Annotated in this window: 21 protein-coding genes; 9 read left to right on the forward strand and 12 right to left on the reverse strand. The window is 71.2% G+C overall.

The window, feature by feature from the left end:
* Positions 1 to 459: 459 nt before the first annotated feature.
* Positions 460 to 906, forward strand: a complete 447-nt coding sequence (locus FV226_RS08825) for a hypothetical protein (RefSeq protein ID WP_238272576.1) — start codon at positions 460 to 462, stop codon at positions 904 to 906.
* Between the two features lie 114 nt (positions 907 to 1,020).
* Here the strand turns inward: FV226_RS08825 and FV226_RS08830 are convergent, their stop codons facing one another.
* The 3 genes from FV226_RS08830 to FV226_RS28940 form a co-directional block, all read right to left on the reverse strand.
* Positions 1,021 to 1,458, reverse strand: coding sequence for a PRC-barrel domain-containing protein (locus FV226_RS08830; RefSeq protein ID WP_147762621.1), 438 nt, complete (start codon positions 1,456 to 1,458; stop codon positions 1,021 to 1,023).
* 90 nt (positions 1,459 to 1,548) lie between these two features.
* Positions 1,549 to 2,031, reverse strand: coding sequence for a DUF2721 domain-containing protein (locus FV226_RS08835; protein WP_147762622.1), 483 nt, complete (start codon positions 2,029 to 2,031; stop codon positions 1,549 to 1,551).
* A gap of 173 nt (positions 2,032 to 2,204) precedes the next feature.
* Entirely contained in the window at positions 2,205 to 2,327 is a 123-nt protein-coding gene (locus tag FV226_RS28940; RefSeq protein ID WP_281406031.1) for a hypothetical protein, read from the reverse strand.
* A gap of 216 nt (positions 2,328 to 2,543) precedes the next feature.
* On the opposite strand from FV226_RS28940, the gene FV226_RS08840 reads away from it, so the two are divergent.
* A complete protein-coding gene (locus FV226_RS08840) occupies positions 2,544 to 2,900 on the forward strand; it encodes an SWIB/MDM2 domain-containing protein (protein ID WP_147754595.1) in 357 nt (118 codons plus the stop codon).
* A 112-nt stretch (positions 2,901 to 3,012) separates the two neighbouring features.
* On the opposite strand, the gene FV226_RS08845 is transcribed toward FV226_RS08840, so the two are convergent.
* The gene (locus tag FV226_RS08845; protein WP_147762623.1) at positions 3,013 to 3,810 is read right to left on the reverse strand and encodes an SDR family NAD(P)-dependent oxidoreductase; all 798 of its coding nucleotides are present in this window, start codon (positions 3,808 to 3,810) and stop codon (positions 3,013 to 3,015) included.
* Positions 3,811 to 3,873: 63 nt separating this feature from the next.
* Positions 3,874 to 5,193 (reverse strand): MFS transporter, encoded by a 1,320-nt coding sequence (locus FV226_RS08850; RefSeq protein WP_147815312.1) that lies wholly within the window; start codon positions 5,191 to 5,193, stop codon positions 3,874 to 3,876.
* Positions 5,194 to 5,534: 341 nt separating this feature from the next.
* Here FV226_RS08850 and FV226_RS08855 point away from each other — a divergent pair, with 341 nt between their 5' ends.
* The 3 genes from FV226_RS08855 to FV226_RS08865 all read left to right on the forward strand — a co-directional run bounded on the left by FV226_RS08855 (position 5,535) and on the right by FV226_RS08865 (position 7,570).
* Entirely contained in the window at positions 5,535 to 6,539 is a 1,005-nt protein-coding gene (locus tag FV226_RS08855) for an alpha/beta fold hydrolase (RefSeq protein WP_147762625.1), read from the forward strand.
* 180 nt (positions 6,540 to 6,719) lie between these two features.
* On the forward strand, positions 6,720 to 7,088 hold the full coding sequence (locus FV226_RS08860; RefSeq protein ID WP_147762626.1) for an antitoxin Xre/MbcA/ParS toxin-binding domain-containing protein: 369 nt from the start codon (positions 6,720 to 6,722) through the stop codon (positions 7,086 to 7,088).
* Positions 7,089 to 7,114: 26 nt separating this feature from the next.
* Entirely contained in the window at positions 7,115 to 7,570 is a 456-nt protein-coding gene (locus FV226_RS08865; protein ID WP_147762627.1) for an RES domain-containing protein, read from the forward strand.
* Positions 7,571 to 7,660: 90 nt separating this feature from the next.
* Here the strand turns inward: FV226_RS08865 and metW are convergent, their stop codons facing one another.
* Both metW and FV226_RS08875 read right to left on the reverse strand, forming a co-directional pair.
* Entirely contained in the window at positions 7,661 to 8,302 is a 642-nt protein-coding gene (gene metW / locus FV226_RS08870; RefSeq protein WP_147750519.1) for a methionine biosynthesis protein MetW, read from the reverse strand.
* A gap of 65 nt (positions 8,303 to 8,367) precedes the next feature.
* The gene (locus FV226_RS08875; RefSeq protein ID WP_147762628.1) at positions 8,368 to 9,573 is read right to left on the reverse strand and encodes a homoserine O-acetyltransferase; all 1,206 of its coding nucleotides are present in this window, start codon (positions 9,571 to 9,573) and stop codon (positions 8,368 to 8,370) included.
* A 239-nt stretch (positions 9,574 to 9,812) separates the two neighbouring features.
* Here FV226_RS08875 and FV226_RS08880 point away from each other — a divergent pair, with 239 nt between their 5' ends.
* From FV226_RS08880 to FV226_RS08895, 4 genes are all read left to right on the forward strand, one after another.
* Entirely contained in the window at positions 9,813 to 10,709 is an 897-nt protein-coding gene (locus FV226_RS08880; RefSeq protein WP_147762629.1) for a chorismate mutase, read from the forward strand.
* Between the two features lie 99 nt (positions 10,710 to 10,808).
* Positions 10,809 to 11,924: a histidinol-phosphate transaminase gene (locus FV226_RS08885; protein WP_147750461.1), complete on the forward strand. Its 1,116-nt coding sequence runs from the start codon at positions 10,809 to 10,811 to the stop codon at positions 11,922 to 11,924.
* Positions 11,917 to 12,861 (forward strand): prephenate/arogenate dehydrogenase family protein, encoded by a 945-nt coding sequence (locus FV226_RS08890; protein ID WP_147762630.1) that lies wholly within the window; start codon positions 11,917 to 11,919, stop codon positions 12,859 to 12,861. Before FV226_RS08885 ends, FV226_RS08890 begins: the two co-directional genes overlap by 8 nt.
* A gap of 62 nt (positions 12,862 to 12,923) precedes the next feature.
* Positions 12,924 to 13,346: a PaaI family thioesterase gene (locus FV226_RS08895; protein WP_147750463.1), complete on the forward strand. Its 423-nt coding sequence runs from the start codon at positions 12,924 to 12,926 to the stop codon at positions 13,344 to 13,346.
* A 100-nt stretch (positions 13,347 to 13,446) separates the two neighbouring features.
* On the opposite strand, the gene FV226_RS08900 is transcribed toward FV226_RS08895, so the two are convergent.
* The 5 genes from FV226_RS08900 to glyA all read right to left on the reverse strand — a co-directional run bounded on the left by FV226_RS08900 (position 13,447) and on the right by glyA (position 17,374).
* Positions 13,447 to 13,680: a hypothetical protein gene (locus FV226_RS08900; protein WP_147762631.1), complete on the reverse strand. Its 234-nt coding sequence runs from the start codon at positions 13,678 to 13,680 to the stop codon at positions 13,447 to 13,449.
* Complete coding sequence (locus tag FV226_RS08905; RefSeq protein WP_147762632.1) at positions 13,677 to 14,306, reverse strand: riboflavin synthase; 630 nt, start codon at positions 14,304 to 14,306, stop codon at positions 13,677 to 13,679. The genes FV226_RS08900 and FV226_RS08905 overlap by 4 nt, the downstream gene beginning before the upstream one ends.
* Positions 14,307 to 14,309: 3 nt before the next feature.
* Positions 14,310 to 15,404, reverse strand: coding sequence for a bifunctional diaminohydroxyphosphoribosylaminopyrimidine deaminase/5-amino-6-(5-phosphoribosylamino)uracil reductase RibD (ribD, locus tag FV226_RS08910; RefSeq protein ID WP_147762671.1), 1,095 nt, complete (start codon positions 15,402 to 15,404; stop codon positions 14,310 to 14,312).
* A 17-nt stretch (positions 15,405 to 15,421) separates the two neighbouring features.
* Positions 15,422 to 15,934 carry a transcriptional regulator NrdR gene (nrdR, locus tag FV226_RS08915; RefSeq protein ID WP_147750466.1) on the reverse strand — a complete coding sequence of 171 codons (513 nt, stop codon included), beginning with the start codon at positions 15,932 to 15,934 and terminating at the stop codon, positions 15,422 to 15,424.
* 135 nt (positions 15,935 to 16,069) lie between these two features.
* Entirely contained in the window at positions 16,070 to 17,374 is a 1,305-nt protein-coding gene (gene glyA, locus FV226_RS08920; RefSeq protein WP_147750467.1) for a serine hydroxymethyltransferase, read from the reverse strand.
* Positions 17,375 to 17,620 lie beyond the last annotated feature (246 nt).

A 17,620-nucleotide genomic window follows, 5' to 3' on the forward strand; every position in this document is an offset into this window, starting at 1 on the left:
CGCCCGCCCCCCAGGCCTCGCCGGCGGCCGGCGCGGCCTGGGGGGCGGGCGTCTGCGCGATGGCGGACGCGCTCCCGAAGGGGGCGGTCCAAAGGGTGATCGTCGCAGTCGCGATCATCCGGATCGATGTGGTCACGCAAGGTCCTCAAGTGCTGGCGTCGGCGCGGCGCGGCCGTGGCGCGGCGGGGATCTGTCCACCGGGTCGTCACGGGCTGCGGGAGCACGACCTTCGCATGCCGTTCGACCAAGGCGAAGTTGTGAATCGCGATCCGCGGGCGGACCCGCATGTTTCGGGCCGTTCGCCCTCGCCTCGGCTGCGCCTGCGGCTCACGAGCCGTCCCGCGGCGGACGCGGCGGCGTCTGGTTTTCGCCCAATCTGCATCGTAGACAGGCCGTCAACCCCGTCACGGCGGCCCGGTTCGAGACCGGCCGCCACGAGGAAACAGGACCGCACCGCCCATGTCTGCCCGGATCTCGTCTGCCGCAATTTCGTCCGTCACGACCGGCGCGCTGCGCCTGCGCCGCCCGCTCGCCCTGACGGCCGCCGCGCTCTCCCTCGGCGCGGCCCTGGCCGGGTGCCAAGCGCTCGGCGGTGCGCTGGGCGGCGGCGGCGGCGTGATGCCGGCGGCCGAGGTCGGCCCGCCGCCGTCGCTGCGCAGCGCCCTGCCGGGCCGCGAGGCACGCATGGCCAACGTCGACGCCGACGGTCGCCCGCTGGCGACCGCCCCGACCCGGACCCTCGACCTGCCCCGCGACAAGCGCAACGAGGCGCGCGCGGCCAACGACGGCCCGCGCCGCATCCGCCGCGACGAGATCGACGGAGAGCCGACCGCCGGCGGTTCGTCGAGCTCGATGGCGCCGGCCCTGACCCCGGGCGGTGGCGTCGGCCTCGGTGGCAAGTTCTAGAGCATTTTCAAGCGAGGTGGATGCCGGCTCGCGTGAAGAAAATACGACCAAACAGCAGGTTAGAGCATTCTCCGTGATCCAGAGATCACGGAGAATGCTCTAACCCGTCACGTTCTAGACGGCCGCCGTCAGCCGCGGGCCGTAATAGTCGTCGAGCCGGCCGCCATAGGCCGGGTCGGCGAAGCCGTCCTCGCCTGGGCCGTGGCTCGGCGCGCCGGCGAGCGTCGCCGGATCGATGTCGACCACGTAGCCGCCGAGGTCGACGCTGTAGGTCAGCGCCTTCCACGGCAGCGGGTGGTGGTTCTCGCCGAGGCCAAGGAAGCCGCCGAACGCGAGCACCGCGTAGGCGACCTGGCCCGAGACCTTGTCGACCATGAAGTTGTGCACCGTTCCGAGGTGCTTGCCGGCCGCGTCGTAGACCGCCGTGCCCTCGACCTTGTTCGAGGCGATCAGCCGGGCGGTCTCGTCGATGGCCACGCCCTCGCCGGAGGGGTCGAGCTCCATCGAGCCGGGCTTGCGGATGCTGCGCTCGTTGGGAAGTTCCGTCGGCATCGCGATCTCCCTTATCGCAAGGACTCGGTCGCCCGGTGATCCGGGCGTCGGCCTAGGAAAGCCCGGATTCGCGATGGGTTCCGCCGCGTCTCAGCCTTCCGGCCCGGCTTCCGCCTCGGCCCGGCGCAGGGCGACCCGGTTGCGGACGCCGCGGCTGGCAAACAGCATCTCGGCGCCGAAGGCGACCAGGGCCAGGAGCGTGCACAGGATCGCCGCGCCGAACAGCGCGAACAGCACGCCGGCCACGGTGGCGTCGCGGAGCGCGCCGACGAAGAGCGTGAGGACGGCGCCGCAGGTCGAGACGCCCGAGAGCGCCGCCAGCACCACCGCCGCGTCGAGCAGCAGCGCGCGCAGCCGCAGGCGGTCGAGCCGGTGGTCGAGGCGCAGGCGCTCCGTCTCGGTCGCGCCGGCGAGCAGGCCTGAGACCCGCTCGGCCTGGTCCGAGACGCGGGCGAGGCGGGCGCCGAAGACGTTGAGCAGGGTCGCGACCCCGGACAGCAGGAACACCGGCGTCAGCGCCACCTGGATGATGTGCGCGATGCCGTCGAGGGTGTTCGGCTCGAGGCTCGACATGGAATGGGCGTTCCGTGGCGGGAGGACGAAGGCGGGGAGGGCCGTCCTCCGCCGCCTGAAACGTCCGGGCGGCCGGCCGGTTCGCCCGGATCGCATCTTGCGCGCAAGGCGAAGGACGCGCCTGCGCGCAAGACGTCGATCCCAAGTCTTCGATGCGGGGCGGGCGTCCGACCTCAGACCAGCCCGGCGCCGGGCGGTCGCTCGCAAGCATTCGGCTCGGACGCGATGCCGAGCCCGAGGCCGAGGACCAGGGCGAACGCGGACACGAAGGCGAGGGCGAGGGCGGTGCTGACCATCTTCGGATCTGTCCTCCGATCCGGTGAAGAAAGGGTTTCGCCGCGCGAAATCCGGCGCCACGTGTGCCCGCTGGCGTCACACCCTGTGGATGATAACGGGAACTGTTCCTGTTTTCCCTTGGAACGGCAGCGCTAGCCCTTAGTTCTTGCTGCTAGGCTACCCCCTGCTGCGGGGATGTCACGTTCACGCTCGCAGCGAGAACCGGAGGAACCCCCATGGCAACCAAGACGACGGAAAAGGCCGCTCCGAAGGCGGCGAAAGAGACCAAGGACGCCAAGCCCGCGAAGGCCGCGGCCCCCAAGGCGACCAAGGCCGCCGCCGGCGCGAAGCCCAACGCCCTGCAGCAGCCGCTGAAGCCCTCGGCCGACCTCGGCGCGATCGTCGGCACCAACCCGATCCCGCGCGGCGAAGTCGTCAGCAAGGTCTGGGAATACATCAAGAAGCACAATCTCCAGAACCCGGAGAACAAGCGCGAGATCCTCGCCGACGACAAGCTCAAGAAAGTCTTCGGCAAGGACAAGTGCAGCATGTTCGAGATGAACAAGCACCTCGCCGCCCACCTGAAGGCCTGAGCCGGTCGCGCCCCGTCCTCGGCCCGGTCCGGAGACCTCGTTCCCGGATCGTCCCGTGCCGGCGGGCGCCCGAACGGGGCGGCCTCGCGCCGCCCCGCGCGTCGTCCGCCCGCTACGCGATGTTGCGCAGGACGCCGCCATCCACCCGGAGCGCCGCGCCGCTGGTCGCGCTCGCTGCCGGGCTGCAGACGTAGGCCACCATGTTGGCCACCTCCTCGACGCTGGCTAGCCGTCCGATCAGCGACGTCGGCCGGTGCTCTGCGACGAACTCCCGGCCGAGCGCATTGAGGTCGGCCTCGCCCGATCCCTTGGCCATCTGCTTCATGAACTCGGCGACGCCCTCCGAAAGGGTCGGGCCGGGCAGCACGCTGTTGACTGTCACGCCGGTGCCGGAGACCGTCTCGGCGAGCCCGCGCGAGACTGCGAGCTGCGCGGTCTTCGTCATCCCGTAATGGACCATCTCGACCGGGATGTTGATGCCGGACTCGCTGGCGATGAACACCACCCGGCCCCAGCCGCGCGCCACCATCCCCGGTGCGTAGGCGCGCGACAGCCGCACGCCGCTCATCACGTTGACGTCGAAGAAGCGCTGCCAGTCCGCGTCCGGAATCTCGAAGAACGGCTTGGGCTCGAAGATCCCGGTGTTGTTGACCAGGATGTCCACGTCCGGCAGCGCTGCCACGAGCGCATCGACGCCCTCGGCCGTCGCCACATCGCCGACCGCCGCGAAGGGCTCGCCCGCCGGGTTTTCCGCGCGCAGGCGCGCGATCGCCGCCTCGACGCGCTCGGCCGTGCGCCCGTTGATGCCGACGCGGGCGCCCAGCTCGAGCAGCGCTTTGGCGATGCCGTAGCCGATGCCGCCGGTGGAGCCGGTGACGAGGGCGCTGCGGCCCTTCAGGTTCATGTCCATGCTGGTCGATCCCTGTTGTGGATGTCCGTCAACGCGGCCCCCGCGGCCCAGGTGGCATGCAGCCTACCCGGCCCTGCCGCGCCGCAGCACGCTGGCGCAGCCGCCGAACAGCGCGAGCAGCACCGCGCACCACAACGCCGCCGAGACCGCCCGGTCCGATCCGGCGCCGTGGGTGATTCCGAAGATCACCGCCACCATCGCCGCGCCCAGCGACTGGCCGGTGAGCCGGGCGGTCGACTGCATGCCGCTGGCGCCGCCGCTGCGCTCGCGCGGGGCCGAGGTGATGATCACCTTGTTGTTCGGGGTCTGGAACAGGCCGAAGCCGAGGCCGCACAGCGTCAGCCGCCAGACGACGTCGAGGGTCGCGGGCGCGGCCGGCAGCAGCGCCATCGCGGCGATGCCGGACGCCATCAGACCGAGGCCGACGCCCCCGAGCAGGCCCGGCGGGTAACGGTCGGCGAGCCGTCCGGAGATCGGCGCCATCGCCGCGATCGCGATCGGCCACGGCGTCATCAGGAAGCCGGTCTGCGTGCCCGAGAGGTGCAACACGTCCTGGAAGTAGAAGGGCAGGGCGATGTAGGCGCTCATCTGCGCAGCGAACGCGGCGATCGAGGTCGCCATCGACAGCGCGAAGGCCGGGATCCGCAGCAGGTCCACCGGCAGCAGCGGCGCCGGCAGGCGCAGCTGGTACAGCACGAACACCGCGCCGACCGCGATCGCCGCCCCGATCTCGGCGAAGGCGACCATCCGCCCGGCGGGGTCGCCGAGCCGATCGACGCCGACGATCAGCAGGCCGAAGGTCAGCGCGTTCAGCACCGCGCTCAACGCATCCAACCGCGCGCCGCTGCGCGGCGTCGCCGGCAGCGTCCGCGAGGCGACGAAGAGCGCGAGCCCGCCCACCGGCAGGTTGACCAGGAACAGCCACGGCCAGGACGCCACCGAGAGGATCGCGGCGGCGACCGTCGGGCCGGCCGCCGAGGCGACGGCGACGACGAGCGCGACGTTTCCGACGCCGCGGCCGATCATCCGGTGGGGGTAGATGAAACGCACCAGCGCGATGTTCACGCTCATCACGCCGGCGGCCCCGAGCCCCTGCGCGAGGCGCCCGGCGACGAGGAAGCCGAGGCTCGGCGCGAAGGCGCAGGCGAGAGAGGCCGCCACGAACACCGTGAGCCCGGCGAGGTACACGCGCTTGTAGCCGAGGATGTCGCCGAGCGAGGCGAAGGGCAGGAGCGCCGCCGTCACCGCGATCTGGTAGCCGTTGACCACGAAGATCGCCGCGGACGGGTCGACGGCGAGGTCCTTGGCCATCACCGGCAGCGCCACGTTGACGATCGCCCCATCGAGCACCGCCATGGTCATGGCGAGCGACACCGCCGCCATCGCCAGAAGGCGCTCGCGCGGCGGCAGCCCGTCTGACGCCTGGGTGGGGGCCGGGGGCGGGCCGACGGGACCGCCGTCACGGGGCGGGCCGTCCTCCGGGCCGCAGGCCTCGCGTCGTCCGGGCGATCCGGCCGTCTCGCTCATCCTCGAAAACCCCGCTGTGCGCCGCCGGCCTCGGCGGCCTGCATCCGCTGCCTCGCTTCGGACATAGGGGCCTCACGCAGGATCGAGCAGCGCGCCGGTGACATGGCGGCGCGATCCTTCCCGCATGCGCCGCTTTTCCGCCTTCGCGACACGGCATCGGGTCTTGGCTTCGATCCGAGGGACGCCCCGAGATGCCGATGACGACACGGACCACAGCTCTCCTGCTCGCCCTGCTGCCCCTGCTGCCGATGGCGGCGGCCGCGCAGGATGCGACTCCCCTCGGGATCGGGCTGGAAGGGTTCGCCTACCCGTATCCGGTGCGCTTCCTCGCCCTGTCGCGCGACGGCGAGGCCCAGCGCCTCGCCTACATGGACGTGGCGCCGACCGGCGCCGCCAACGGCCGTACCGCCCTGCTGCTGCACGGCCGCAACTTTCCGGCGAGCTACTGGGCCCCGGTCATCGCGGCGCTGACCGGAGCGGGCTACCGCGTGGTGGCGCCGGACCAGCTCGGCTTCGGCAAGTCCTCGAAGCCGGTCGGCCCGTTCACCTTCGACGCGATGGCCGCCGACACCGTCGCGCTGCTCGACCGCCTCAACCTGCCACGGGTCGACGTGGTCGCCCACTCGATGGGCGGGATGCTGGCGGTGCGGCTGGCGCGCAACGCGCCCGCGCGCGTCAACAGCCTCGTCCTCGAAGCGCCGATCGGGCTCGAGGATTACCGATACAGCGTGCCGCCGGTCGGCAACGAGACCCTGCTCAAGCGCGAGGGCGAGCTGACGGCGGCCGCCTACCGCCGGCAGCTGATGACGAGCTACGCGCTGTCCCTGCCGGAAGCCGCGATCGAGCCCTTCGTCGCGGTGCGCGAGCGGGTGAAGGAGGCTGGCGAGTATCCGCGCTGGCTGCAATCCTTCGTGAATTCCTACACGATGATCTGGGGGCAGCCGGTGGTGCACGAGATCCCGCTGCTTCCCATGCCGACGCTGTTCATCATGGGCGGCGCCGACCACAACGCGCCCGGAAAGCCCTTCGCGCCGCCGGAACTCGCCGCCAAGATGGGCCGCAACGCCGACAACGCGACGGCGCTGGCGGCGAAGATGCCGAACGGCCGGGCGATCGTGTTCGAGGGCATCGGCCATCTCGTCCACATGGAGGCGACCGACCGGTTCGACGCGGCGATGCTGGATTTCTTGAATGCGCATTGAGGGCGCTGGGAGGCGCGGCCCCGAGTAGCTGAAACTGAAGCGCTACGGGTGGCAAAAGTCTCGAATGAGACCTGTTATGGTCTCATCTGGTTTCGGAGCATCCGATGAAAAAAGGAGTCCGCTCTTGCCGATCTGCTCGGCATCGCGCCGTACGCTTCCGGCGCCATCCCGCAATCCGAAATGGTCGCCCGAATCAATGCTGGCCTGCCGATCGGAGCCGTCGCCCGCGTCGCCACCGCGGTGGCGCCCGACGACCGGACCTTTGCCTTTCATCTGGTGAAGCGGGCGACCCTGCATCGGCGGCGGTCCGCATCGACAGGCGATGCGACGCTTTCCGCGCTGGAGGGCGCCAAGGTCGTCCGCGTGGCGCGCGTCTGGGAGATGGCTTGCGAGGTCTGGAAGGACGATGACGCGGCCCGCGACTTCCTGCATCGGCCGCATCCGCTTCTAGAAGGGCGGCCCCCGATCGACGTGGTTCTGGAATCGGAGTTCGGCGGCCCACGGGTCGAGGCCGTGCTCGGGCGCCTTAAATACGGCTCGGCGGCGTGACGGGGCAGACGCTCCGTCAGGTTCAGATGGCCTATCGCATCGGTGATCCCGACGGCAGCCATCCGATCTTCGATGCCACCGGGTCCGGCCTGTTTCCCGGACGTTGGAACACGCCGGCAAGCCCGATGATCTACGCCGCCGCAGACTATGCGACGGCACTACTGGAGAAGCTCGTTCACGGAAGCGGTGCGCTACCGCCGAACCAACACTTCGTCGAGATCACGCTCTTCGTCGGCCTATCGTACGAGATGCTGAACCAGGCGGCCGTTCCGGGGTGGGATCATCCCGATTGTGCGGTATCGAAAGCCTACGGCGAGGAATGGCTCCACGAGGGGCGTTCGCTCCTGCTCTTCGTGCCCAGCGTGGTTGCGCGGGCCGCGAACAACATTCTGATCAATCCGCGACACGCTGAATTCAATCGGATCGCATACAGCCTACATCGCCCGGTCTGGTGGGATCAACGTATGTTTCCATCGCGTTGATCTGCGCTCAACCACGGGATGTCGGGTCTCCGTGGACGGGCCGCCGACCCGAAGGATCAAGGATCGGCGGACCCGGCATCCTGCATCCGCTCACGCTCTGCCGGGCGAACCCCGCCGCAGCAAAAACACCCCCTGCGCGCCGATCAGGTTCCAGAACCACCACGGCATCGAAAAGCGCATCGGGCGGCCGCGGGCGTCGAGCGCCGCCGCCTTCTCGATGTGGGCGTCGACCGCGTGGCACAGCTCCACGAAGTCGCGCATGGTGCAGTGGTGGATGTTCGGGGTCTCGTACCAGGCCTCAGGCAGGATCTTGGTGATCGGCATCCGCCCGCGGAAGGCGAGCTCCGCCCGCACCCGCCAATGCCCGAAGTTCGGGAACGAGATCACCACCTGCCGGCCGATGCGCAGCAGGTGCTCCAGCACGATGCGCGGGTTGCGCGTCGCCTGGATGGTCTGGGACAGGACCACCACGTCGAACGCGTCGTCGGGGTAGTTTTCCAGATCCGTGTCGGCGTCGCCCTGGATCACCGGCAGGCCGCGGGCGAGGCAGGCGTTCACGCCCTCGCGCGACAGCTCGATGCCGCGCCCGTCGACGCCGCGGCGGTCGCGCAGCAGCGCCAGCAGCGAGCCGTCGCCGCAGCCGATGTCGAGGACGCGGGCGCCCGGCGGCACGAGGCCGAGGACCACGAGGTGATCGACGCGGGCAGCCCCGGATTCGGGCGTGCGCGGCAGGTCGTCCGCCGCCTCCCAGGGCGTGCCGGAGGCGGCGTCGCCGAAGGCGAGGTCGTCGCGCCCGCTCACAGCCCGCGCGCCCGTGCGGCCGCGTCGACGAAGCCGCGGGCGGCCGAGAACAGCGTCGGCTCGTCGAGGAGGAAGGCGTCGTGGCCCTTGTCGCTCTCGACCTCGACGAAGGCGACAGGGGCCGAGGCCGCGTTCAGCGCGTGGACGATCGCGCGGGAATCGGCCGTCGGGAACAGCCAGTCGGAGGTGAACGAGACCACGCAGAACCGCGTCCTGGTGCCCTTGAAGGCGTTGGCGAGTACGCCGCCATGGTCGGCGGCGAGGTCGAAATAGTCCATCGCCCGCGTCAGGTAGAGGTAGGCGTTGGCGTCGAAGCGCTCGACGAAGGAGAGGCCCTGGTGGCGCAGGTAGCTCTCGATCTGGAAGTCGGCGTTGAACGAGAAGGTCGGCGCCGAGCCGCCCTGGAAGCGGCGGCCGAACTTCCGGTGGAGCGCCGGCTCGGAGAGGTAGGTGATGTGCGCGCCCATCCGCGCGACGCCCAAGCCCTTCGAGGGCCGGGTGCCGGCCTCGAGGTAGCGCCCGTCGGCCCAGGCGGGGTCGGCCATGATCGCCTGCCGGCCGACCTCGTGGAAGGCGATGTTCTGCGCCGAGTGGCGCGCGCCGGTGGCGATCGGCATCGCCGCGAACACCCGCTCGGGGTAGAGCGAGGCCCATTGCAGCACCTGCATCCCGCCCATCGAGCCGCCGACGCACAGGAACAGGTCGTCGATCCCGAGATGGTCGAGCAGCATCGCCTGCGCCCGGACCATGTCGCGAATGGTGACGAGCGGGAAGTCGAGGCCGTAGGCCGAGCCCGTGCCCGGATCGATCGAGGCCGGCCCGGTCGAGCCCATGCACGAGCCGATCACGTTGGAGCAGACGACGAAGTAGCGATCGGTGTCGATTGGCTTGCCCGGGCCGACTAGGGTCGTCCACCAGCCCGGCTTGCCGGTGACGGGGTGCGGGTGGGCGAAGTGCTGGTCGCCGGTGAGCGCGTGGCAGATCAGCACCGCGTTGGTGCGCGCGGCGTTGAGCGTGCCCGCGGTCTGGTAGGCGACCTGGAACGGTGCGAGTTCGGCGCCCGAATCCATCGTCAGCGGACGGTCGGCCTCGAACCGGGCGACGAGCCCCGCCGGGTCGCGGGCCTGCGACGGCTCGCGGCTGCGGGTCTCCGGCTCCGTCGCGGGGGCGGCCGCGAGGGCCGGGTCGAGGGGATTGTCCATGAGGCTGCTGGAAACGGCTTCCCGCGCGCGGCGCTGACGAAGGTTGCGAGATCGTCGGCTTCCCGCGCCCGCCGCAACACCCGAGGTAGTGTGCGCGCCGTCGAGCGTCAACGAAGCGGGCGGCCGGCATGCCCGTTCATCCGCAGCCGGTTGTCGATCCTGCGGCGGGCGCACGCTGGCCCTTCGGCGCGGCGGGCCGTAAACACGCCCGAGCAGCCCCGTCCTCAGCTTGTCGAACCATGCGCTTCCCCAAACGAGCCGCGCCGCCGATGGAAGACCTCGCCGCCCTCCGGGCCGAGATCGACCGGATCGACGCCGAGATGCACGCGCTGCTGATCCAGCGCGGCGGGATCATCGACCGCCTAATCGCGGTGAAGGGCACCTCGGCCTCGGGCTCCGCCTTCCGTCCGGGCCGCGAGGCCGCGATGATGCGGCGCGTGGCAGACCGCCACCGCGGGCTCCTGCCGCTCGACACCGTCGAGGGGATCTGGCGGGTCATCATCGCGACCTTCACCTACGTCCAGGCGCCGTTCTCGGTGCATGCCGACATCTCCGCAGGCGATCCGGCGATGCGCGACTCCGCCCGGTTCCACTTCGGCTTCACGGTGCCCTACCGCCCGCACCCGACCTGCGCGGCTGTGATCGAGGCGGTGGCGGCCTCGCGCGGCGACCTCGGTATCTTCCGCTTCGACCCGCGCGCGGCGCAGGCGCCAGCGACGGGCACGGGGCCGGGCAGAGGGCCCGGCAAGGGCGAGGCCTGGTGGGAGGGGCTGATCGGCGAGGGCCGCCCGAAGGTGATCGCCCGGCTGCCCTTCATCGAGCGGCCGGCCCACCCGGCCGGCACCCCGGTCTTCGTGGTGGCCAAACCGCTGGACGACCCGGCGGCGGCGCAGCGCGACTGGGTGCTGTGGGCGGTCCGCTGTGCCGCCTGGACGGAGGAGGCCGAGCGCGCCGTGCAGGGGCTCTACGGCGAGGTGGTGGCGCGGGGCAGGCCCAAGGGCGAAGCCGAGCGTCTTCTTCTGGCGGTGCCCGGCGGCGTCGGCGCGCGGCAACTCGCGGACGCGCTCGACGGCGCGGGCGCGGCGGCGTCGAGCCTCGACGAGACCGGCAGCCACGCGGCGCGCTTCCGGGTGTGAGCGCCTCGGCGCCCTAATCCGGTCGCGCCCCGCTTCATCGGCGCGCGAAATGCTGTAGACGGGCGCCTCACGCGTTTCTTCTTCAGACTGCGAACAAGAATGTCCGCCTCTCCCCGTCTCCGCCCGGTGCCCCGTCCGGGCGTCCTGGCGATCGACCTCTACGTTCCCGGCAAGAGCGGGGCGCCGGGCCATGCCAAGATCCACAAGCTCTCGTCGAACGAGACGCCGCTCGGCCCGAGCCCGGCGGCGGTGGCGGCGATGCAGGCGGCGACGGCCAAGCTCGAGGTCTACCCCGACGGCACCTCCGCCCTGCTGCGGAACGCCATCGCTGCGCGCCACGACATCGATGCGAGCCGAGTCGTCTGCGGCGCCGGCTCGGACGAGCTGCTGTCGCTGCTGGCCTACGCCTATGTCGGCCCCGGCGACGAGGGCGTGTTCTGCGAGCACGGGTTCCTGGTCTACCGCATCGCCATCCTGGCGGCGGGCGGCACCGCCGTGGTCGTCCCCGAGCGCGATCTCACGGCCGACGTCGACGCGATCCTCGCCGCCGTGACCCCGCGGACGAAGATCGTCTACGTCGCGAACCCCAACAACCCGACGGGCACCTACCTGCCGCTCGCCGAGGTGCGCCGCCTGCATGCCGGCCTGCCGGGCGACGTGCTGCTGGTCCTCGACGGCGCCTACGCCGAATACGTCCAGGCGGACGACTATTCGGCCGGGTTCGAGCTCGCGCGCGACGCCGACAACGTCGTGATGACCCGTACCTTCTCGAAGATCCACGGTCTCGCCGCCCTCCGGATCGGCTGGATGGTCGGGCCGGCCCACGTGATGGAGGCGGTCAACCGCATCCGCGGGCCGTTCAACCTGTCCACCGCCGGCATGGCGGCCGGCGCGGCGGCGCTTGCCGACGAGGCGCATGCCGCGGCTGCGGCCGCCCACAACGCCGAGTGGCTGCCGCGGATGGTCGAGGGTGCCCGCGCGCTCGGCCTCACCGTGACGCCCAGCGTGGCGAACTTCATGCTCGTGCACTTCCCGGACGCGCCCGGCCGCTCGGCGGCGGAAGCCGACGCCTTCCTGACCGCCCACGGCGTGATCGTGCGGCGGGTGACCGCCTACGGGCTGCCGAACGCGCTCCGCGTCACCATCGGCGGCGCGGAGAGCAACGAAGCCTTCCTCGCCGCACTCGGCGCCTTCATGCGAGGCGACCATGCCTGAGGCCGCGCCGCTCGGCTGCCTCGCCGTCGTCGGCCTCGGCCTGATCGGCTCGTCCATCGCCCGCGGCGCCCGCCGCTACGGGTTGGCCGAGCGCGTCGTCGCGATCGATGCGGACGAAGCCGTCCGCGCGCGGGTCCTCGACCTCGGCATCGCCGACGCGGTCACCGGCGATGCCGCGGCCGGCGCGGCGCAGGCCGACCTGGTGATCCTGTGCGTGCCCGTCGGCGCCATCGGCCCGGTCGCCGCGGCGATGGCCCCCCACCTCAAGCCCGGCGCCGTGGTCTCGGACGTCGGCTCGGTGAAGGCCTCGGTCGTCGCGGCCGTGAGCCCGCACCTGCCCGACGGCATCGTGTTCGTGCCGGGCCATCCCGTCGCCGGCACAGAGTATTCCGGGCCGGATGCCGGCTTCTCGACGCTGTTCTCCAACCGCTGGTGCATCCTCACTCCGCCGGAGGACGCGCCCGAGGCCGCGGTCGAGCGGGTGCGCGCCCTGTGGCAGGGGCTCGGCGCCGTCGTCGAGACGATGACGCCGGAGCACCACGATCTCGTGCTCGCCATCACCAGCCACGTGCCGCACCTGATCGCCTACAACATCGTCGGCACCGCCGCCGACCTCGAGCAGGTGACGCAATCCGAGGTGATGAAGTTCTCGGCCGGCGGCTTCCGCGACTTCACCCGCATCGCCTCGTCCGATCCGACCATGTGGCGCGACATCTTCCTGACCAACCGCGAGGCGGTGCTGGAAATGCTCGGGCGCTTCAACGAGGACCTGTCGGTGCTGACCCGGGCGATCCGCTACGGCGACGGCGACGCGCTACACGACCTCTTCACCCGCACCCGCGCGATCCGCCGGGGCATCGTCGCGCAGGGTCAGGAGACGGCGGAGGCCGATTTCGGCCGCGCGCGGGCGGCGGAGGGCGTCCCGAACGCAGGGTAGCTCGCCTGGACGGCAGGCCGTTCGTCTTGCCGCCGCCGTGCCGCCATGCTGCAACGGCTGGCATGACCGCGATGACCCTTACTGATACCCGCGACTTCCTCGACCGGGAGTTTCCGCAGATGCAGGCGGGCGGTCGCGCCTTCCACCTGGAGGCCGTCGGCCCGCTGACCGCGCGGATGCGGCTCGATGGAGACGATCGCTTCCTGCGCCCGGGCGGCACGCTGTCCGGCCCTGCGATGATGGCGCTGGCGGACTACGCGCTCTACGCGGCGATCCTCGCCCAGATCGGGCCGGTGGCCCTCGCGGTGACGACCAGCCTCACCTTCAATTTCCTCAGGAAGCCAGCGGGGCTCGTGCTGGTCGCCGACGTCGCGCTGCTGAAGCTCGGCCGGCGCCTCGCCGTCGGCGAGGTGCGGATCACGGCGCCCGGCTCGGACGACCTCGTGGCGCAGGCGAACGGGACGTATTCGATCCCGCCGCGGTGAGGGACCTACCGATCGGCGTAGCGGGACCAGAGCGTGACGCCGAAGCCGACGGCGACCGCCATCAGCGGCGCCACGACGAAGGCGACGATCTGAATATCGGTCATGATTTCAGCCTTCCGAGAATGACGCGCGCACAGGTGTGCAGCGCGATGCTCGCGAGAAGAAAGATCGCGATGCCGCCTGCCAGAGTCAACGCCGACAGGCTCGTCTGCGCCGAAACGCCGAAGACGGTGGCAGCGAGCGGCGCGACGACGCCCGCGCTGAACAGGCCGCCTGCAGCGGTGTTCAGGTAGGACGCGCACGGCGTGATCCGCTCGTTCGAGACGAGGCTCATGCCGCGCTTCCGCGCCCCTCCGAGAGCCGTGCGGCGTAGCGGGCGATCAGGTCGACCTCGAGGTTCAGGTGGTCGCCCGCCCGGCGCTCGCCCCAGGTGGTCACCTCCAGCGTGTGCGGGATCAGCAGGACCGAGAAGGTGTCGCCCTCGACCGCGTTGACGGTCAGCGACGTGCCGTCGAGGCAGACCGAGCCCTTCTTGGCGATGAAGTGGGCGACGTCGGCCGGCGCCCGCAGGGTGAACCGCTCGCTCGCGCCCCAGGCGCCGGCGGTGACGGTCTCGCGCTCGAGGATCTCGGCGACGCCGTCGACGTGGCCGGTGACGAGATGGCCGCCGAGCTCGTCGCCGATCTTCAGGGACCGTTCCAGGTTGATCCGGGTGCCGGCCTCCCAGGCGCCGACCGTGGTCAACGCCAGCGTCTCGGCGGCGGCGTCCACCGCGAAGACGCAGCCGCCGTCGGAGGGTTCGATCGACACCGCGGTGAGGCAGGGGCCGGAGCAGGCGATCGAGGCGCCGAGCGCGATCGAAGCCGCGTCGTAGGCGGCGCGTATGGTGAGGCGGCGCATGCGCGCGTCGCCCGAGACCGAGAGGACCGTGCCGACGTCGCTGACGAGACCGGTGAACATCGCTTAAGCCTCGTTGCGTTCGTAGGTCGTCGCCCGGTCTGCCCCCAGGTCGAGGGACTCGGCGATCCGGAACCGTTCGCCGTCCAGCATCGCCCCGAGATGCGGGCCGACCGCCGGCAGGCCGCCCTGCGGCCCGCAGGTGCCGGGACCGGTGATGAGGGTGCAGGTATCCACGAGATCGGCTTCGGCCAGCGCGTCGGCAAGGTGGGGGCCGCCCTCGCTGCAGAGCCGCGTCAATCCGCGCTCGCCCAGCATCGCGAGCGCCGCGTGCAGGTCGACCCGCCCGCGCTCGTCCGCCGGCACGCGCACCACCTCGACGCCGAGCGATTCGAGCATCCGCTTGGCATGGGCCGGGGCGCCGCGCGTCGTCACGACCAGCGTCGGCACGTCGTGGGCGCTGCGCACGAGCACGCTCGACGACGACAGCCGCAGCTGCGAATCGAGCACTACCCGCAGCGGCGAGCGGGGGGCGAGCCCGGGTAGGCGCACGGTGAGCGAGGGGTCGTCGGCGCGGGCGGTGCCGATGCCGACCAGGATCGCGTCGGCATGCGCCCGCCAGAGATGCACCGCGCCGTCGGCGATCGCGCCGGTGATGCGCAGCCGCTCCGTGTCGGAGGCGGCGGCGAACCCGTCCTGCGTGCGCGCGAGCTTGAGGTGGAGATGCGGCCGTCCGAGGGTCACGCGCGTCACGTGCCCGGCATGGTCGCGGCGGGCCTGGCTCCGAAGCAGCCCGGTCTCGACCGGGATGCCGGCGTCCCGCAGGAGCGCGTGGCCGCGGCCCGAGACCCGCGCGTCCGGGTCCTCCATCGCGCTGACCACCCGCGCGATGCCCGCCGTGACGATCGCGTCGGTGCAGGGCGGGGTGCGGCCGTGATGCGAGCAGGGTTCCAGCGTCACGTAGAGCGTCGCGCCGCGGGCGGCGTCGCCGGCATCCGCCAGGGCCAGCGGCTCGCCGTGCGGGCGGCCGCCCGGGGCGGTGACGCCCTGGCCGACGATCCGCTCGGCGCCCGGCTCGCCCGCGACCACCACGGCGCCGACCGAGGGGTTCGGCCAGGTCCGCCCGAGGTTGCGCCGCCCGAGCGCCAGGGCGAGGCGCATGAAGCGCACGTCGGCGATCACGACCGGGACCGCGCCGGGCGCGGCTTGCCCGCCACGACGCCCTCGGGCGGGGCGACCCCGGCCTCTGCGAGCGTTCCGAGCAGGTCCTCGAAGTCCTTGGCCTCGCGGAAGTTCTTGTAGACGGAGGCGAAGCGCACGTAGGCGACATCGTCGAGGCCCTTCAGACCCTCCATCACCAGCTCCCCGATCGCCTCCGAGGTGATCTCGGCCTCGCCGCCGCTCTCGAGCTGGCGAGTGATGCCGCTGACCAGCCGCTCGATCCGCTCGGGGTCGACCGCGCGCTTGCGCAGGGCGACGCCGATCGAGCGCTGGAGCTTGTCCCGCTCGAAGGGGACGCGCTTGCCCGAGCGCTTGAGCACCACGAGCTCGCGCAGCTGCACCCGCTCGAAAGTGGTGAACCGGCCGGCGCAGTCCGGGCAGACCCGGCGGCGGCGGATCGCGGCCCCGTCCTCGCTCGGCCGCGAATCCTTCACCTGCGTCTCGGAGCCGCCGCAATAGGGACACCGCATCGGGCGGACCTTTTCATCGAGCCGGAAAGACGGCTGCCTCTCGCGAAACGAAAACGGCCGCGGATCGTGGCGATCCGCGGCCGTCTCTATCGTGTTGCGGTGCACGCCGGAAGTGAGGTGCCGGCGGCGTTCCGGTCAGCCGTAGATCGGGAACCGGTCGGTGAGCGCGTGGACGCGGGTCTTGACCGAGGCCTCGACCTCCGGATCCCCCGTCTCGCCCTTGGCCGCCAGGCCGTCGAGCACTTCGACGATGAAGCCGCCGATCTGCTTGAACTCGGCGACGCCGAAGCCGCGCGAGGTGCCGGCCGGGGTGCCGAGGCGGATGCCCGACGTGATCGTCGGCTTCTGCGTGTCGAAGGGAACGCCGTTCTTGTTGCAGGTGATGTCGGCCCGCGACAGCGCGGCTTCCGCCGCCTTGCCGGTGAGGCCCTTCCGCTGCAGGTCGACCAGCATCAGGTGGTTGTCGGTGCCGCCCGAAGTGATGTCGTAGCCGCCCGACATCAGCGTGTCGGCCAGCGCCTTGGCGTTCTCGATCACCTGGCGGGCGTAGATCTTGAACTCGGGCTTCAGCGCCTCGCCGAAGGCGACCGCCTTGCCGGCGATGACGTGCATCAGCGGACCGCCCTGGATGCCAGGGAAGATCGCCGAGTTGAACTTCTTGGCCAGCGCCTCGTCGTTCGTCAGGATCATGCCGCCGCGCGGGCCGCGGAGCGTCTTGTGGGTCGTGGTGGTGGCGACGTGCGCGTGCGGGAACGGCGACGGGTGCACGCCGGCGGCGACGAGGCCGGCGAAGTGGGCCATGTCGACGAAGAAGTACGCGCCGACCGCGTCGGCGATCTCACGGAACTTGGCGAAGTCCCAGTGGCGCGGATAACCCGAGCCGCCGGCGATGATCACCTTCGGCTTGTGCTCGTGGGCCAGCGCCTCGACCTGCTCCATGTCGATGCGCTGGTCGTCGCGGCGCACGGTGTAGGAGACAGGCTTGAACCACTTGCCCGACACGTTCGGCGGGGCGCCGTGGGTGAGGTGGCCGCCGGCGGCGAGGTCGAGCCCGAGGAAGGTGTCGCCGGGCTGCATCAGCGCCAGGAACACGCCCTGGTTCGCCTGCGAGCCGGAGTTCGGCTGCACGTTGGCGAAGCCGACGCCGAACAGGCGCTTGGCGCGCTCGATGGCGAGGTTCTCGGCCACGTCCACGAACTGGCAGCCGCCGTAGTAGCGGCGGCCGGGATAGCCCTCCGCGTACTTGTTGGTCAGCACCGAGCCCTGCGCCTCGAGCACGGCGCGCGAGACGATGTTCTCGGAGGCGATCAGCTCGATCTCGTGCTGCTGCCGGCCGAGTTCCTGGTCGACGGCCTTGGCGATCTCAGGGTCCGCGTCGCTCAGCGAGGCCGCGAAGAACGAATTCGAGAAATGCTTGTCGGCAGCGGTACCGGCGCTCATGGATGGCCTCTGTTCTTGTATGCGGGCGAAATCGGCGCGCTCGTCCCGTCGGCGTGCACGGACGAGCCTTCGTAGCCGTCTTCTTTACACACGTGCACGAGACCCGCCAACACAGGCCTTTTTGCCGCGGGGGGCAAGAAAAGTTGAGGTCGGACCGGCCGCGGCACCGGTTGCGCGTCGGAACCATTGCCGGGGGATCGGGCAGCCCTCCAGAAGGCCTGAAGCATAGGAATATTGACGATAATA

The sequence above is a fragment of the Methylobacterium sp. WL12 genome, from assembly GCF_008039475.1.
Taxonomy (GTDB): domain Bacteria; phylum Pseudomonadota; class Alphaproteobacteria; order Rhizobiales; family Beijerinckiaceae; genus Methylobacterium; species Methylobacterium cerastii.

What these genes read in the sequence shown, in the direction of transcription:
- FV226_RS08905 (WP_147762632.1), bottom strand. Translation starts at nt 14,306, where the DNA reads ATGTTCACCGGTCTCGTCAGCGACGTCGGCACGGTCCTCTCGGTCTCG.
- FV226_RS08895 (WP_147750463.1), top strand. Translation starts at nt 12,924, where the DNA reads ATGACCGCGATGACCCTTACTGATACCCGCGACTTCCTCGACCGGGAG.
- FV226_RS08825 (WP_238272576.1), top strand. Translation starts at nt 460, where the DNA reads ATGTCTGCCCGGATCTCGTCTGCCGCAATTTCGTCCGTCACGACCGGC.
- FV226_RS08890 (WP_147762630.1), top strand. Translation starts at nt 11,917, where the DNA reads ATGCCTGAGGCCGCGCCGCTCGGCTGCCTCGCCGTCGTCGGCCTCGGC.
- FV226_RS08840 (WP_147754595.1), top strand. Translation starts at nt 2,544, where the DNA reads ATGGCAACCAAGACGACGGAAAAGGCCGCTCCGAAGGCGGCGAAAGAG.
- FV226_RS08860 (WP_147762626.1), top strand. Translation starts at nt 6,720, where the DNA reads ATGGTCGCCCGAATCAATGCTGGCCTGCCGATCGGAGCCGTCGCCCGC.
- FV226_RS08900 (WP_147762631.1), bottom strand. Translation starts at nt 13,680, where the DNA reads ATGAGCCTCGTCTCGAACGAGCGGATCACGCCGTGCGCGTCCTACCTG.
- FV226_RS08850 (WP_147815312.1), bottom strand. Translation starts at nt 5,193, where the DNA reads ATGGCGGCGGTGTCGCTCGCCATGACCATGGCGGTGCTCGATGGGGCG.
- FV226_RS08835 (WP_147762622.1), bottom strand. Translation starts at nt 2,031, where the DNA reads ATGTCGAGCCTCGAGCCGAACACCCTCGACGGCATCGCGCACATCATC.
- FV226_RS28940 (WP_281406031.1), bottom strand. Translation starts at nt 2,327, where the DNA reads ATGGTCAGCACCGCCCTCGCCCTCGCCTTCGTGTCCGCGTTCGCCCTG.
- glyA (WP_147750467.1), bottom strand. Translation starts at nt 17,374, where the DNA reads ATGAGCGCCGGTACCGCTGCCGACAAGCATTTCTCGAATTCGTTCTTC.
- FV226_RS08830 (WP_147762621.1), bottom strand. Translation starts at nt 1,458, where the DNA reads ATGCCGACGGAACTTCCCAACGAGCGCAGCATCCGCAAGCCCGGCTCG.
- ribD (WP_147762671.1), bottom strand. Translation starts at nt 15,404, where the DNA reads ATGCGCCTCGCCCTGGCGCTCGGGCGGCGCAACCTCGGGCGGACCTGG.
- FV226_RS08885 (WP_147750461.1), top strand. Translation starts at nt 10,809, where the DNA reads ATGTCCGCCTCTCCCCGTCTCCGCCCGGTGCCCCGTCCGGGCGTCCTG.
- FV226_RS08855 (WP_147762625.1), top strand. Translation starts at nt 5,535, where the DNA reads ATGACGACACGGACCACAGCTCTCCTGCTCGCCCTGCTGCCCCTGCTG.
- FV226_RS08845 (WP_147762623.1), bottom strand. Translation starts at nt 3,810, where the DNA reads ATGGACATGAACCTGAAGGGCCGCAGCGCCCTCGTCACCGGCTCCACC.
- nrdR (WP_147750466.1), bottom strand. Translation starts at nt 15,934, where the DNA reads ATGCGGTGTCCCTATTGCGGCGGCTCCGAGACGCAGGTGAAGGATTCG.
- FV226_RS08875 (WP_147762628.1), bottom strand. Translation starts at nt 9,573, where the DNA reads ATGGACAATCCCCTCGACCCGGCCCTCGCGGCCGCCCCCGCGACGGAG.
- FV226_RS08865 (WP_147762627.1), top strand. Translation starts at nt 7,115, where the DNA reads ATGGCCTATCGCATCGGTGATCCCGACGGCAGCCATCCGATCTTCGAT.
- FV226_RS08880 (WP_147762629.1), top strand. Translation starts at nt 9,813, where the DNA reads ATGCGCTTCCCCAAACGAGCCGCGCCGCCGATGGAAGACCTCGCCGCC.